The organism is Gemmatimonadota bacterium, from assembly GCA_040388625.1.
Taxonomy (GTDB): domain Bacteria; phylum Gemmatimonadota; class Gemmatimonadetes; order Gemmatimonadales; family Gemmatimonadaceae; genus Fen-1247.
This window is the reverse complement of the sequence record JAZKBK010000002.1, coordinates 155,550-170,209: the sequence shown is the minus strand read 5'-3', so window position 1 is coordinate 170,209 and position 14,660 is coordinate 155,550. Positions and strand designations below refer to the sequence as shown.

13 protein-coding genes are annotated in these 14,660 nt (G+C 61.5%); 11 read left to right on the top strand and 2 right to left on the bottom strand.

From position 1 onward, the window contains the following. The first annotated feature begins 59 nt into the window (after positions 1-59). The 4 genes from V4529_04450 to V4529_04435 all read left to right on the top strand — a co-directional run bounded on the left by V4529_04450 (position 60) and on the right by V4529_04435 (position 3,055). Positions 60-470: a nuclear transport factor 2 family protein gene (locus V4529_04450; protein MES2357573.1), complete on the top strand. Its 411-nt coding sequence runs from the start codon at positions 60-62 to the stop codon at positions 468-470. 36 nt (positions 471-506) lie between these two features. Further along, complete coding sequence (locus V4529_04445; protein ID MES2357572.1) at positions 507-1,334, top strand: isocitrate lyase/phosphoenolpyruvate mutase family protein; 828 nt, start codon at positions 507-509, stop codon at positions 1,332-1,334. A 335-nt stretch (positions 1,335-1,669) separates the two neighbouring features. Beyond that, positions 1,670-2,437 (top strand): c-type cytochrome, encoded by a 768-nt coding sequence (locus V4529_04440; protein ID MES2357571.1) that lies wholly within the window; start codon positions 1,670-1,672, stop codon positions 2,435-2,437. Between the two features lie 18 nt (positions 2,438-2,455). Further along, on the top strand, positions 2,456-3,055 hold the full coding sequence (locus V4529_04435) for a YdeI/OmpD-associated family protein (protein MES2357570.1): 600 nt from the start codon (positions 2,456-2,458) through the stop codon (positions 3,053-3,055). An 80-nt stretch (positions 3,056-3,135) separates the two neighbouring features. Here the strand turns inward: V4529_04435 and V4529_04430 are convergent, their stop codons facing one another. Beyond that, on the bottom strand, positions 3,136-5,466 hold the full coding sequence (locus V4529_04430) for a M14 family zinc carboxypeptidase (GenBank protein ID MES2357569.1): 2,331 nt from the start codon (positions 5,464-5,466) through the stop codon (positions 3,136-3,138). 109 nt (positions 5,467-5,575) lie between these two features. On the opposite strand from V4529_04430, the gene argC reads away from it, so the two are divergent. The 5 genes from argC to V4529_04405 all read left to right on the top strand — a co-directional run bounded on the left by argC (position 5,576) and on the right by V4529_04405 (position 10,065). Further along, positions 5,576-6,550, top strand: a complete 975-nt coding sequence (gene argC / locus V4529_04425; protein MES2357568.1) for an N-acetyl-gamma-glutamyl-phosphate reductase — start codon at positions 5,576-5,578, stop codon at positions 6,548-6,550. After that, a complete protein-coding gene (gene argB, locus V4529_04420) occupies positions 6,547-7,323 on the top strand; it encodes an acetylglutamate kinase (GenBank protein ID MES2357567.1) in 777 nt (258 codons plus the stop codon). Before argC ends, argB begins: the two co-directional genes overlap by 4 nt. A 5-nt stretch (positions 7,324-7,328) precedes the next feature. Beyond that, on the top strand, positions 7,329-8,546 hold the full coding sequence (locus V4529_04415) for an acetylornithine/succinylornithine family transaminase (protein MES2357566.1): 1,218 nt from the start codon (positions 7,329-7,331) through the stop codon (positions 8,544-8,546). After that, positions 8,543-9,046 (top strand): GNAT family N-acetyltransferase, encoded by a 504-nt coding sequence (locus tag V4529_04410; protein MES2357565.1) that lies wholly within the window; start codon positions 8,543-8,545, stop codon positions 9,044-9,046. Before V4529_04415 ends, V4529_04410 begins: the two co-directional genes overlap by 4 nt. 269 nt (positions 9,047-9,315) lie before the next feature. Continuing rightward, positions 9,316-10,065: a methyltransferase domain-containing protein gene (locus V4529_04405; GenBank protein ID MES2357564.1), complete on the top strand. Its 750-nt coding sequence runs from the start codon at positions 9,316-9,318 to the stop codon at positions 10,063-10,065. 22 nt (positions 10,066-10,087) lie between these two features. Here the strand turns inward: V4529_04405 and V4529_04400 are convergent, their stop codons facing one another. Then, positions 10,088-11,992, bottom strand: coding sequence for an ATP-binding cassette domain-containing protein (locus V4529_04400; protein ID MES2357563.1), 1,905 nt, complete (start codon positions 11,990-11,992; stop codon positions 10,088-10,090). 173 nt (positions 11,993-12,165) lie between these two features. Between V4529_04400 and V4529_04395 the strand changes: the two genes are divergently transcribed. Together V4529_04395 and V4529_04390 are read left to right on the top strand one after the other, a co-directional pair. Next, a complete protein-coding gene (locus V4529_04395; GenBank protein ID MES2357562.1) occupies positions 12,166-13,452 on the top strand; it encodes a DUF4010 domain-containing protein in 1,287 nt (428 codons plus the stop codon). Positions 13,453-13,475: 23 nt separating this feature from the next. Then, positions 13,476-14,651 (top strand): tRNA guanosine(34) transglycosylase Tgt, encoded by a 1,176-nt coding sequence (locus tag V4529_04390; GenBank protein MES2357561.1) that lies wholly within the window; start codon positions 13,476-13,478, stop codon positions 14,649-14,651. The last annotated feature ends 9 nt before the right edge of the window (positions 14,652-14,660 follow it).

Below are 14,660 nucleotides of genomic sequence, written 5' to 3'. Positions count from 1 at the left end.
GTGATGCGTGTGCCGATTCGTATATCTTGTGATGATTACCACTCAACGGGAGTTCCATCTTGCCGCAGGATGCAGGCCGCACACGTGACGACGTTATTCGCTGGGCTGGCACGCTTTATTCGGACCACGTCGATCACAAGGATGCAGACGGTTTCGCGGCCGTATTCACACCGGGCGCCACACTTCGCTTCGGCAACTCCGACGCGCTGACTGGGCGCGATGCGATCCGTGATGCAATCGCGCAATTCTTCGCTGCGTTCAAGTCGCTGCGGCATCACTCCGGGCGCACCTGGATCGAAGGCGACATCGTGGTTCTCGAGGCCGTCGTTACCTACATGAGGCATGACGGAAAGGAAGTAACTGTGCCCGCCGTGACGATCTTTCATCTGATTCCGATCAGCGTATCATCGACACCACTTGCGGACGAATGTCGCATCTACGTCGATCTTGCTCCGTTGTTCGCAGCCTGATCGGCACAGTCGTTTCCTGAAGAGAGAGTTTTTACGATGATAACGCAGGCAGAGAAGGGACGACGGTTTCGCGATTTGCATCACCGCGATAGCGCCTTCGTAATTCCGAATCCATGGGACGTCGGCTCCGCGCGAATCCTGGCAAGCACTGGGTTCGAGGCACTCGCGACCACGAGCGTCGGCTACGCGAACTCGATTGGTCGTCAGGACCACGGAGTCACGCGCGACGAGATGATCGCGCATGCGACAAACCTGTGCGCCGCGACGGAACTGCCCGTGAGCGCGGACCTGGAGAACGGGTTTGGAGACGATCCGGAAACCGTTGCGGAGACGATTCGTCTGGCAGCTGGCGCCGGCCTGGCTGGCTGTTCGATCGAGGACAGCACCAACCGCAACGACGATCCGATCTACGCGTTCGAGCATTCGGTCGATCGTATTCGCGCAGCTGTAGAGGAGGTGCGCAAGCTACCGTTTCCATTCATGTTGACCGCGCGCGCGGAGAACTATCTGCACGGGCGCAAGGACCTTGCGGATACCATCAAGCGACTACAAGCCTTTCAGGAAGCCGGCGCCGACGTTCTGTATGCGCCCGGCATGACGGATGTAGCCGAGATAGCGACCATGATACGCTCGGTGGACAGGCCGGTGAACGTTCTGGCCGGAATGCAGGGCGTGCACTTCGACGTCGATGGGCTGTCGCGGATCGGCGCCAAGCGCATCAGCGTTGGCGGCGCACTCACTCGTATCGCATTTGCCGCAGTTGTCCGTGCAGCACGCGAGATGAAGGAGCACGGCACGTTCACGTTCGTGGACGAGCCGATAACCTCGCGCGAGATCGCCGCACTGATCAGTAGCTCCAGCTGACCCCCTGCACATCGTCGGACCGCCTGGCGGCCTGGCATGCGACATGATAGCGCGGCGCTCGCCACATGCTTCTACGCAGCCGTCTACGCTCGCTCCGGACCGTTCAGGCGCGTTTGGTGACCGTTCGCCCAAGTCAGCGCAGTCGGGGGCTTCTTCGAGCGCGAGGGTTTCGAGGAGGTACGAGTGGTGCCGGACGGCTTCGCGTCGGGCATCGGCATGGTCGAATTGCGGCTCCAGCTGATCTTCCGAAAACAGCCCGTTTCACGCATGTTTTAGGCGACGGTGGAGACTGCACCAGCAGTACCGACTGTGGAGCTCAACTTCCAGGATCAACCATGACACGTTTCCGCGTTCTTGCATTTGCCGCCATTGCTTCAATCGCGATTCCGGTACTTACCATAGGGGCGCAGAACCAGCGCCCTCAGGGTCCACCGCCGCCTCTAAAGAACCTCAAGTTCTTTCCGAAGGATATCTCTCGGCAGGCGCTACTCGATACGATGGGCACGTTCACGCGGGCGCTCGGCGTGGGCTGCGAATTCTGCCACATGGCTGATGATAGCATCCCACGTGATCGGCACGACTTTGCATCGGACGTGAAGCCGAACAAGAACAAGGCACGTACGATGCTCCGCATGGTCTCTGCCATCAACGCTGACTATCTGACGAAGCTGTCATCGAGATTGGAACCACCTGTCGTCGTCACCTGCGCCACCTGTCACCGTGGTGTGATGGAGCCTCGGCCGCTCGAGCAGGTAATTCTTACTCGCTACGATTCCGCCGGCACCGATTCCGCCATCGCAACGTATCGGGAGCTGAGGCAGCGTTACTACGGACGCGCGTCGTACGACTTCGGTGAAGCTCCACTGTTCGCGGTTGGCAGTGCGTTGCGTCAGCGGAACAAAGTGGCGGACGCGCTCAAGTTCTACATGCTGAATCTGGAATACGCACCGAACTCCGCGCCCGCGTGGTCCCAGGCTGGTATTGCGCAACTTGCCAGCGGCGATACGGCGACCGCAATCAAGAGCTTCGAGAAGGCACTGTCGATCGACCCGAAGGACCGTGGGGCGACCCGAGCAATGCAGTCACTCAAGCCCAAGCCGTAACTTCGAGTCCTGCATTGAATGGCGCGAGCGTCGAAGAAGGCCGCAGCACCGACTGATATTCCGATCGTTCCATTCGCCGACCAGGTTGCGTGGAACAGGTGGCTCGACGAGCATCACACGACTTCAGTGGGGATCTGGATCCGCATCGCGAAGAAAGGATCCGGCATCCCCTCCGTGTCGCACCCCGAGGCGCTCGACGTTGCCCTGTGTTACGGTTGGATAGATAGCCAGCGAAAGGGATACGACGAAGAGACGTTCATTCAGAAGTTCACGCCTCGTGGTGCGCGAAGCATCTGGTCCGTGATCAACCGCGACAAGGCGGTTGCACTGCTGGAAAGTGGGAAGATGATGCCCGCAGGTGTCTCCGAGATGGAGCGCGCGAAGAAGGACGGTCGGTGGGATGCGGCGTATGCCTCGCAGGCAACGATCGAAATCCCGCCCGATCTGCAGGCCGCGCTCGACGCGAAGCCGCGCGCAGCAAAATTCTTCGCTACGTTAACCAGTCAGAACCGCTACGCCATCCTGTTCCGCATTCACAACGCGAAGCGTGCGGAGACTCGCGCCAGGAGAATCGCCGATTTCGTGGCGATGCTTGAACGGCATGAGACGATTCATTGATCCGGTGTAGAGCTTATACGGAAAATCAAAACGCGCCTGCATTTCCGCAGGCGCGTTTTGATTTCGACACCTATTGCAACTTACCTCAACGCATTCCAGACCAGCGGATACGTCGACATGCTCTGCGCCCGGTACTGCGGGCGGAATCCAAACAGTACGACGTGTCCCTTGCCCTGCTTCACGTCCACCATCGCGCCCTTGCCGTTGATGCGGTCTGCGCCGAGCAGCCAGCCGGAGAGGAGTGGATCACCCTGCGCAGGATAGCGTGCGACGATAGTTGCACGCGATGGATCGGTTACTTCGAACGCCGGGCCACCCTCGAACCAGACTGCCGGCGTCGGTGCCGTCATGCCATCCGCGAGAGGATTGGCGCGATCGAACTCGACCCTGAAGAGCGAGCCTGGCGCGTAGAAATCCTTCGGCCGCACATCGGCAAGTACGTTCTTCACTGGTAGCGACAGCGCTTCGATCGCGTAATTGCTCGCAGCGTTGAATGCCACGAGAGTACCGCCGGCATTTACGAACGCCGCCAGCTGCTTCGCTCCATCGTCGCCGAGTCCGCCCTTGAGCGAATCCGGATATGCACCGCGCGGGCCGCCGGCGATCTGGCGTGCATTCTGATCCGGCAGCACTATCGCGTCGAAGCGAGAGCTGAGATTGCCGGCGCGAATGTCCTTTGCCGTAATCAGCGTGTACGGAACGTGATACTGATCGAACACCCACTGCGTCCATCCCTGATCCATCGACGGTGCCCAGTTCTGGAACATCGCGATACGGCGCGCCTTGTTGTTGCTGAGCCCCTTCGCGACCCAGGGAATCGCGCGAACCGGAGCAAGTGGTGTCGATGCAACCGTGACGGAGTCGCGCACGAACGACACGTTGAAGCCGTACAGCAGCGGCAGCGTCTGCGCCGTGACATCGTACGGACGCTTGGGCGGACCGCCGGGATACTCGAACAGATTCGGGTAGTGCTGGTCTTCGAGCAGCGTCTTCGCGAACGCAGCGTATGGCTGCGCAGTGTAGATCAGATAGCTTCCGGACGGAAACTGCTTTCCATCTGCACTGAACGCAGATTTAGCGCGACGCACTTCAACCCGTCCGCGCTGCAGAATGCCGAGCGCCGCGTTGATCGCGGTGTCGCGCGCAGCCTCCGCTGGAATCACGATCGTCGCAGGCCAATCTTCTCGTCCCGGCGCGCGATTGCCCATCACTGCGTTGCGCTCGACCTGCGAATATGTGCGCACCCATTCGATGTGATCGGCAGCGGCTTGCGTGAGCAACGCCATCGTTGCCGCGGTCTGATAGCGAACGATGTCGCCGATGGTCCATCTGCCACCGGGCCACGTGGTGAGGAAATCGACACCGGTCTTTTTGGGGTCGACATTGTAGCCGGGGCGAAGTGAATCGAATGGTACGTCGATCGGCGAGGCGAGATCCGCGCTGGCCGTCTCGGTCAGGATGCGGATCGCGCCGTGATAGTGCTGATACGCGCGCGCCGGAGTCCACGCATCGTACGACGTGTTGTTCGCGATGCCGACGAATCCGTCGGACGTCATGCGCCACGTCATCGCCTTGCCCATCTGCGCTACGCCCGCCATGAGGATGGGATCGATGTTCGGCTCGATCGGATCCATGTATGGCGGAATGAAGAGCCGCGTGCCTGAAGATCCTTGTTGATGGATGTCGTTGACGATCGCCGGATGCCACGGGCTGTACAGCGAGTCGATCACCATCTGCGTCTCGACCTGGGTGAACGCGTACCAGTCGCGGTTGTCGTCGTGGCCCGTGTAGTGATGGTACAACACAGGTGGTCCGCTTCCTTCCCACGGCGTGCCCATGGAGCTCGCGTACCAGTCGTGCACGATGTCCACGCCGTCCGGATTGAGTGACGGAACCAGGATCACGATGGTGTTGCGCCGGATGGAGCGCGTGTTGTCGTCCTCGTCTCCCACCAGCTTCTGGGCCAGCACCATCGGCGTGAGTATGCCGCCGACTTCCGTGGAGTGGATGCTCGACGTGACGAGGATTACGAGCTTGCCATCGACCTGGAGCCTGGTGACCTGTCCCGGCGTCGTTAGCCGTGGATCCGAGAGCAGGCGCTGGATGCCGCGATAATGCGCGAGATTCGCGATCGTTGCAGAGTCGGCGATGTAAGCGGCGACGAACGGCCGGCCGAGCGTCGTCTTGCCCAGTGTGTGCACCTGAATTCGCGGCGACGCCTTTTCGAGCGCGTGGAAGTACGCGACTACCTGTTTCCATTCCGGAAGCTTCCTGTCTGTGCCGGGCGCGAAGCCGATCACGGAAGCCGGCGTCGGCACCGCGGATGCGGCACGTTGCGCGACTGACAGCGCGGGCGTGCACGGCAAGGCTGTCGCAAGGAATGTCAGCGCTGAGAAAAGACGAATGCGCACTAAACGCGGCTCCTGATTGAGGGGTCTCCTTCTGTACGCTGACTGGCAGACCTTCGTTAGAGACATCGGAGCTATTGCGACTGCCCCGGTGACTGTTTATACATTCCTGGTGAATAAAATTACGGTCGGCGTGCTCGGCGCCTCGGGATACGCGGGCCGCGAGATTTGTGATCTCGTTACGCGGCATCCATGCATGGAACTGGTCTTCGCGTCGGCCAATTCCAGGGCTGGCGAGACCATCCGTGCTGCCGGCCGTTCCATCTCTCTCATCGCGACCGACGAGGCGAAGCTGGACAGCGCCGGCCTCATCTTTTCGGCGCTGCCACATGGGGCGTCCGCGAGCTGGGTACACGCTGCTGCCGCGGCAGGCGCCAAGGTGGTCGATCTCTCAGCGGATCTGCGCCCCGGGAACGGCTCGACATCGTTTAATGGGACGACTGTTCCATACGGCCTCACCGAGCTGACGCGGCCGTTGCTGCCAGGGGCGGACGTCGTCGCGAATCCAGGCTGCTACCCGACCGCGATTCTCATCGCGCTGGCGCCGCTGCTCGCCCGTTCGCTCATAGCGAAGGGTGCGACCATCAACGTGAGCGCGGCCAGCGGCGTTACCGGGGCCGGCTTCACACCGAAGCCGGAGCTGATGTTCGCGGAGGTGGCTGAAGACTTCCGTGCTTACGCTGTGGGGAACGAGCACCGGCACCTGAACGAGATGCGCGCAGTGGTCAGCGAGATGGGCGGTGACAACGACATTCTCTTCACGCCGCATCTGCTTCCCGTCGCGCGCGGCATACTTGCCACGATCACTGTCCCCGTGAATGAGTCGCTCGCGCAGCCGCTGTCGCTCTGGCGTGACCTGTATCGCGATGAGCCGTTCATTGAAGTGAGCGACACGATGCCGTCGCTTCGCGAGGTGGTTCACCGCAATGTCGTGCGCATGAGCGTCACGAAGGCTGCGAACGTGCGTCAACCGACATTGATAATTGTCGCGGCAATCGACAATCTCATGAAGGGCGCGGCGGGACAGGCGGTTCAGAACGCGAACGTCATGTTCGGGCTTCCGGAAATCGCGGGATTGCCGGCATGACGGAGCCATTGACGCGTGTGGTGAAGCTGGGTGGCCGCGCACAATCCGCGGACTCGCTCGCCGCGATGATCGCTTCCGCATGGAACGCGAGCAAGGCGATGTGTATCGTCCACGGCGGCGGCGACGAGATCTCGGCGCTGCAGCGCAAGCTCGGCGGCGAGCCGAAGTTCGCCGGCGGCCGCCGCGTCACGACGCTCGAGGATCTCGACATCATCCGGATGGTTCTCTCGGGTGTCGTCAACAAGAGACTGGTGTCGCAGTTCAACGCTGCTGGCGCACCGGCCGTCGGAATCTCCGGCGAAGATGCGTCCCTGATCGCGGCGAAACCGCTCGGCATTTCGGAATTCGGTTACGTCGGCATGCCGGTGAGCATCAACACGTCGTTGGTCGAGACGCTCTGGCTCGCTGGCCTACTGCCAGTCGTCTCGCCACTCGCGACGAACGCTGAAACGCCGGGCACTGCGCTCAACGTCAACGGTGATGATGCCGCGGCCGCCATCGCAGTTGCACTCGGCGCTGACGAGCTGCTGCTGGTTGCAGACGTCGAAGGCGTGCTCGATTCGTCGGGAGAGGTGATCGATCAGCTCGACGTCGATGAAGCGCGTGCACTCATCGCGTCGGGAATCGCTGTCGGCGGAATGGCCGCCAAGCTGGAAGCAGCGCACGCCGCGCTTGCGGGCGGCGTTCGTGTTGTTCGCATTGCCGATATCGACGCGCTCGGAGAATCCGGACGCGGCACATTCATAACACTCGCAACGGTAGGCGCAAAGTGACGACAATGACTTTGCCTGTGATGCAGCTATCCACCGAACAGCCGGCAATGCCGGTTCCAGTGCCAACGCAGTCAGCCATACTCGGCACGTACAAGCGTCCGCCAGCACAATTTGTTCGTGGCGACGGCATGTATCTGTACGACGAGACCGGCAAGGCGTATCTGGATTTCGCGAGTGGCATCGCCGTCAATGCGTTCGGCTACAACGATGCCGGCATCGCACGCGCGATTCAGGATGCGGTCGCCACGGGCCTGTTGCACGTATCCAATCTGTATCGCACTGCGCCGGGCGAGGATCTGGCGGAGTTTCTCGTCGATCACTCCTTCGCGTCGTCAGTCTTCTATTGCAACTCAGGCGCGGAAGCGAACGAGGGCGCGTTCAAGTTCGCGCGCAAGTTCGGCCGTTCCATGTCGCCCGACAAGACCGGTATTATCTCGTTGCGCGGCGCGTTTCACGGCCGCCTCTTCGCGTCGCTGGCGGCTACCGATCGCGCAAAGTACCAGGCGCCATTCAAGCCACTGGCACCGGGTGTATCGATCGTCGAGCGCACAATCGAGGATCTGGATGCGGCGCTGGATGCGCGTACGGTTGCAGCGGTGATACTCGAGCCGGTGCAGGGCGAGGGCGGCGTGCGAGTGATCGACCCCGGGCTGCTCGCGGAGCTGCGCGCGCTCACGCACGAGCGTCGCATCGCTCTCATCTTCGATGAGATTCAGAGCGGGCTCGGTCGTACCGGAACATTGTTCGCGTACGAGCAAACTGGCGTCGTGCCGGACATGGTAACGCTTGCCAAGCCGATTGCCGCCGGTCTGCCGATGGGCGCCGTGCTCGTCAGCGAAGAGATCTCGGCAGTAATGAAGCCCGGCGATCACGGTACCACGTTTGGTGGAGGGCCCCTGGTCGCGAGCGTCGCGCTGCATGTCGTGAAGCGTCTTGCGGAGCCGGCGCTGCTGGAGCAGGTGCGCGACAACGGTGCATGGATGGGCGAGGAGCTTCGCGCGATCATGCGTCGTACTGGTCGCGTGCGAGCGGTGCGTGGCATGGGGCTCATGTGGGGGATCGACGTCGTGGAGCCCGCCGCAGGCGTCGTCGCACGCGCGATGGATGCGGGTCTTCTCATTCTATCGGCGGGTGAGTACACGCTCCGTCTGCTGCCGCCGCTCGTCATGAGTCGCGATGAGATGAGAGAGGGGCTCGAATCGCTGGAAGAGGTCCTTCGATGAATCCTGATGTAACGGCATCGATCGCGTTGCGCCCCGCGCAGAGCGGTGACATCTCCGGCATCGTGTCGCTCGTGAATGGCTATGCCGCAGAGGCGATCATGTTGTACCGGTCGCCCGAATCGGTAAGCCTGACGCTGCACGATTTTGTAGTTGCCGTGGATTCCGCTGGAACCGTGATGGCGTGCGGCGCGCTCAAGGAATACTCGCCTTCGCTCGCCGAGGTCGCGTCTGTTGCAGTTGCGCGTGACGCGCATGGACTCGGGCTCGGAACTGCGATAGTTGCCGAAGTCGAGCGACTTGCCCGCAAGCGTGGAATCGACGAGTTGTTCGCGCTGACACTCACGCCCAAGTTCTTCGAGAGCGCGGGCTACGTGATCGCGGACCGGGCGTTGTATCCGGAGAAGATCAGGCGCGATTGTCTCAAGTGTCCGCGCAGGATCCGCTGCAACGAATACTGCGTGGCGCGCTCGGTCCAGGAAGAGATGGCCGTAGCGGCCTAGCCGCGATTGACGAGGCGTCCGGTGTACCCTCGGGACGCGCCGGGCGCCGAGTGGTGGCCCGTACGGAGGCTAACGAACCCGCCAACTCGACGCCGGTACTCGCCATGGCGCCCAATACCCGCGCCGAAAGCGTCCTGCAGTATCCGCAGACGCAAATTGTATGCGCCCCCATACAGTCCCACGGAGCGGACTGCGTGGTAATCGTTTGTTTATAGCACGATGGGCCGAATTGGGATAACGTTCGATCTTACTCCCGGACGGAGATCCGCATGACTGCAGCCGACAAGATCACGCCGTCGCACGCCGATTACGGTCTGGATGCGCCGGGCGTCGTTCGCGTCATGTCGATCTGCGGCATCGTGGCCGTCGTGGTCGGGATCGTGGCCGGCCGGCCCGTATTTACGGCGGCGGTGCTGCGTCAGGTCGCGATCGGGTCGATCCTGCTATGGATCGGCTGGGCATTGTTGGTCGGCGCCGGCTTGATGATGGCGAGCAGCAGGTGGGGGAAGCTGCGGGCTCGTGACCGTTTGCTGGAGCGGCTCGCATTCAACGGCGCGGAGACCGTGCTCGACGTCGGGTGCGGGCATGGATTGCTGCTGATCGGTGCGGCGAAACGAGTTCCACGCGGTCGCGCGATCGGCGTGGATCTCTGGTCGCAGGTCGATCAGAAGAGCAACTCCGCGGCTGCAACACTGGCGAACGCTCGCGCGGAGGGAGTGGAGGATCGGGTCGAAGTGCGCGACGCAGACATGCGTGCACTACCGTTGGACGACTCGAGCGTCGATGTGGTGGTATCGAGCCTCGCAATTCACAACGTGACCGGAGACGCTGAGCGACGCAAGGCGATTCGCGAGATGGTGCGAGTGCTCAAACCCGGCGGACGTGTGGGAATCCTCGACATCGCGCACGTCGGGGATTACGCGAAGGAGTTTCGCGCCGCGGGTATGGGCGAGGTCGAGCTGCATGGAATCACGCCGTGGATATATCCGCCTGCGCGCGTGTTGACGGCGGTGAAGTAGCGACGGTCAGCACCTGACGGTTCTAGCTGTCGCTCGCGATCGTCTCCAGCTCCTCCCATCGTCCCATCAACCGGGTCATCTCGAGCTCGATCTCGTTGAGCCGATCCCTGGCGGCGACGACGGCTGCGCCATCTCGCAGGAATGCTGGATCTGAAAGCGACGTGTAGATCTGCTCGCGCTCGTTCTCGCGCCTGTCGATCTCATCCGGAAGCGATGCCAGCTCACTCGTTTCCTTGTAGGTGAGGCGACGCTTGCGCGCAGGCGTCGGAGTTGAAGCAGCGCCGCGTTTCGGCTTGCTTGCTGCCGATGTCGTTGACGTTTCCCGCTCCGGCATTCGTCGCTGGCGCAGCCAGTCGGTGTAACCACCAGCGTACTCACCCACGCGACCGTCGCCCTCGAATACCAGCGTGCTCGTGACGACGTTGTCGAGAAACGCGCGATCGTGGCTCACGACCAGCAGCGTTCCATTGAACTCCAACAGAAGCTCTTCCAGGAGATCCAGCGTCTCGATGTCGAGGTCGTTGGTCGGCTCGTCCATCACGAGCAGATTGAACGGCCGCGTAAAGAGACGCGCCAGCAGCAGACGATTTCGCTCTCCACCGGATAGCGCGCGCACGGGAGCGCGCGAGCGGTCAGGCGAAAAGAGAAAATCCTGGAGATAACCAAGTACGTGCTTCCGCGCGCCGGCGATGTCTATGAAATCGGAGCCGTCGGCCACGCTATCGAATACGCTCCTGTCGGGATCCAGCTGCTCGCGCATCTGATCGAAGTACGCTATATCGAGTCCTGTGCCGATGCGAATCGTACCGGAATCAGGCTCGAGCTCGCCAAGCAGCAGCCGCAGCAGCGTCGTCTTGCCGGAGCCGTTCGGGCCGATGAGCCCGACACGATCACCGCGCATGATAGTCGTCGAGAAATCGCGAATGATGGTACGGTCACCGCGCGCGAATGTCACGGCTCGCGCCTCCACGACCAGTCGTCCGGACCGATCGGATTCCTGTGCCTGCAACTTCGCGGTTCCTGTGCGCTCACGGCGCGCACTGCGTTCCTTCCGCAACGCCTCGAGAGATCGAACTCGTCCCTCGTTGCGAGTCCTGCGCGCCTGGATGCCGGTGCGAATCCAGACTTCTTCCTTTGCGAGCTTCTTGTCGAACTCGACCCATTCGCGCGCCTGGGCGGCGAGTGCTGCCTCCTTTCGCTCGAGATATGTGTCGTAATCGGCACCCCAATCGACCAGCTGTCCACGATCGAGCTCGACGATGCGTGTGGCGACGCGGCGCAGAAAGGCACGGTCGTGCGTGACGAGCACGAGAGTGATGCCGCGATCCACGAGAAACGTTTCCATCCATTCGACTGCATCGACGTCGAGATGATTGGTCGGCTCGTCCAGCAGCAGCACATCCGGCTCGGCTACGAGCGCGCGAGCCAGCAGGGTCTGACGCTTTCTGCCGCCGGACGCCGACGCAAACTGTGCCTCGCCGTCCAATCCCAGGTGAAAGAGCACGGTTTCCACCCGGGTCTGAACCTGCCATGCATTGGCGCTGTCGAGCGCTCGATGCAGCCGATCCAGATCGCGCAGCGCGCTGGCACTGCTGTCAGTCGCCACTCGCTGGCTCGCCGCGTGATAGCGCGTAAGCAGGCTGCCCGTGTCGCCGAGTCCGGCGGCAACGACGTCGAAGATCGTTCCCCCGAGATCGGCCGGGATCTCCTGTTCCAGACGCGTTACGGCGATCCCGGTCTGGCGCACAATCTCCCCGCTGTCCGGTGCGATGGTACCATCCAGCAGCTTCAATACCGTGCTCTTGCCAGTGCCATTCCGTCCGAGCAGACAGACGCGTTCCCCGCGCTCGATGCTGAATGCGGCGTGATCGAGGACTGGCGGTCCACCGAACGCTATGCTTACGTCCTGCATGCCCAACAACGCCATTACGTTATCTCTTCCAGGGTTCGGGGTTTGAAGGTTAACAGATGGGCCATCGAGCCCGTATACCGAGCGCCAATTCGAAAGCCAGGTTCGATCAGAAATACGCGGAAGCGGTAACTTCCAGAAGAACATTCAGGCACAACTTTCAGGCACAACTTTCAGGCCCAAACGGGAAATTGGACTCGACATCTCTCTGGCCTTTTCTGCCGACGTTCCAACGCCTGGCACTCGCACTTGCCATCGGGCTTTTTGCCGGGCTGGAGCGTGAGCATCGTGGCAAGGAGGCGGGGCTTCGGACCTTCGCCTTCATCGCGTTGATCGGATGCACCGGGGCGTTGCTGGGCGAGAGCTTCGCTCTGCTGAGCGTCGGGCTGACCGGCGTTCTGATCGTACTGCTGAACATGCAGACCATGCGAGCAGGCGAGGGGATCGAACTCACGACGTCGGCGGCGCTCGTGCTCATCGTGCTCGCTGGAATACTGGCAGGAGAAGGACAGACACTCACGCCCACCGCGCTTGCGGTGATAACGGCGGCGCTGCTGGCGTGGAAGCAGCCACTTCACAAGTTCAGTCTCGGTCTTACCGATTCGGAACTGCGGTCGGCGATACTGCTCGCGATTCTCGCGTTCGTTGTCTATCCGGTGTTGCCACGCGGATTCGCCGACCGTTGGGATCTCCTCGATCTCAGAGCAGCGTGGATAATCGTAATGCTCATCGCGGGCATCGGATTCGTGAATTACATCCTGCTCAAGATGTACGGCCCAAAAGGAGTCGCCTTGACGGGATTTCTTGGCGGAATTGTGAACAGCACGGTTACGGTCACGGAGATGGCTACACGTGACCGTGACAGCGGTGATGCGCTCACGGGCGTTGCGTACGCCGGAATCCTGCTTGCAATTGTAGCGTCCATACTTCGCAACGCAGTCCTGCTGGTACTGCTGGCACCGGCAGCACTCGTGAGTGGAATGCTTGCATTCACGTTGATGATCGGTGCGGGGGTCGTGCTACTCGTTCTTCACTACCGGTCGGTCAGAGCGTCCGAAGCAACGGCCCAGAATCAGCCCCTCATCCCATTGACTTCGCCGTTCTCCATCACATCGGCGATCAAGTATGGGCTCGTATTTCTCGCTATTCAGGTTACCGGAATACTCGGCCAGCGTCTGCTCGGCCATGCCGGTTTCTATTTCATCAGCATCATCGGCGGTGTTCTGTCGAGCGCGAGCACTGTCGCATCGGCCGCGCTGCTCGCCGCACACGGCACTATCACGCCATCGGTTGCTGCGATCGGCGCCGTTCTCGCGACCGCAGTGAGCGTGCTGGTGAATGTCGTGTTCGCTACACGTGTGTCGAAAGACCCCGGCCTCAAGAAACGTCTCACACTTACAATGAGCTCGCTCGCTGTGCTCGGCATCCTGGGTGTGATTGTCCAGAACGCCGTGGCGTCGTTGATGACTCGCCCGTGAGCCTGGCGGCGTTTTCATTTCGAATGTCACATGAGTGCGGCTCTGCACGGCTCGGCTGGCTCGACACTCCGCATGGAGTAGTCGAGACACCCGCTTTCATGCCCGTAGGCACACATGGCGTCGTGCGCGGGCTCTCGATGGAGGAGGTCGCAGCAGCTGGGGGCCGGATGGTACTGGCGAACGCGTACCATCTCTACCTTCGTCCAGGCGACATGATGGTACGTGCGCTCGGCGGTCTCCATGCTTTTACGAGATGGAACGGCCCCATGCTTACCGACTCCGGCGGATTCCAGGTGTTCTCGTTGGCCAGGCTCCGAACAGTGACCGAGGATGGCGTCGAATTCCAGAGTCACATCGATGGCTCGACGCATCAGTACACGCCGGAAAGCGTGATGCGGATCGAGCGCAATCTTGGCGCCGACGTGATGATGCAGCTGGACGAGCTGATTCAAGGTCGGAGTGATGCAGCAGCAGCACGATCTGCCATGGAGCGAAGCCTCCGCTGGCTGCAACGCTGCAGGATCGAGTTCGATCGGATCTCTCGCGAAGGACGTGCTCCGATTCCGGATTTCGCAGTGCCGCTTGGCGCGCCGACTCTTGCATGTGACAGTCCGGCGCCGCCGCAGGCGCTTTTTCCCATAGTGCAGGGTGGTACCTATCCGGATCTTCGGAGAGCGTCGGTCGCCGGAATTCTCGACAGTGGAGACTGGTCCGGCGTCGCGATAGGTGGCTTGTCCGTCGGCGAAACGAAGGATGATACGTACGCGATGCTGGAAGTGTGCGATCCGATTCTACCTCGCAACGTCCCACGATATTTGATGGGCGTAGGCTTCCCGGATGACCTCATCGAGGGCGTGCGCCGCGGCATCGACCTGTTCGATTGCGTAGCGCCAACGCGGATGGGTCGCGATGGGACCGCATTCACCCCTGATGGAAAGATGCAGATTCGGCAGAGCAGCTATCGCACCGATCGTCGTCCATTAGTGGACGGATGCAACTGCCCTTGCTGTATGCAGTACGACCGGGCATATCTGCGGCATCTCTTTGCAAGCGAAGAGATGCTTGGCAAGAGGCTGCTCGCGCTGCACAACATATCGTTCCTCATCAACCTCATGCGCGGCGCCCGTGGCGCACTTCAAGGTGGTGTGTTCGATTCATGGAGCGCAGAGTGGCTGGCGCAGTACCGAAGTACTGTATGACCTCATACG

Excerpts from the sequence above, each read along its gene's own strand:
- V4529_04445 (MES2357572.1), top strand. The coding sequence starts at position 507 with ATGATAACGCAGGCAGAGAAGGGACGACGGTTTCGCGATTTGCATCAC.
- V4529_04440 (MES2357571.1), top strand. The coding sequence starts at position 1,670 with ATGACACGTTTCCGCGTTCTTGCATTTGCCGCCATTGCTTCAATCGCG.
- V4529_04435 (MES2357570.1), top strand. The coding sequence starts at position 2,456 with ATGGCGCGAGCGTCGAAGAAGGCCGCAGCACCGACTGATATTCCGATC.
- argB (MES2357567.1), top strand. The coding sequence starts at position 6,547 with ATGACGGAGCCATTGACGCGTGTGGTGAAGCTGGGTGGCCGCGCACAA.
- V4529_04415 (MES2357566.1), top strand. The coding sequence starts at position 7,329 with ATGACTTTGCCTGTGATGCAGCTATCCACCGAACAGCCGGCAATGCCG.
- V4529_04410 (MES2357565.1), top strand. The coding sequence starts at position 8,543 with ATGAATCCTGATGTAACGGCATCGATCGCGTTGCGCCCCGCGCAGAGC.
- V4529_04405 (MES2357564.1), top strand. The coding sequence starts at position 9,316 with ATGACTGCAGCCGACAAGATCACGCCGTCGCACGCCGATTACGGTCTG.
- V4529_04400 (MES2357563.1), bottom strand. The coding sequence starts at position 11,992 with ATGGCGTTGTTGGGCATGCAGGACGTAAGCATAGCGTTCGGTGGACCG.
- V4529_04390 (MES2357561.1), top strand. The coding sequence starts at position 13,476 with ATGTCACATGAGTGCGGCTCTGCACGGCTCGGCTGGCTCGACACTCCG.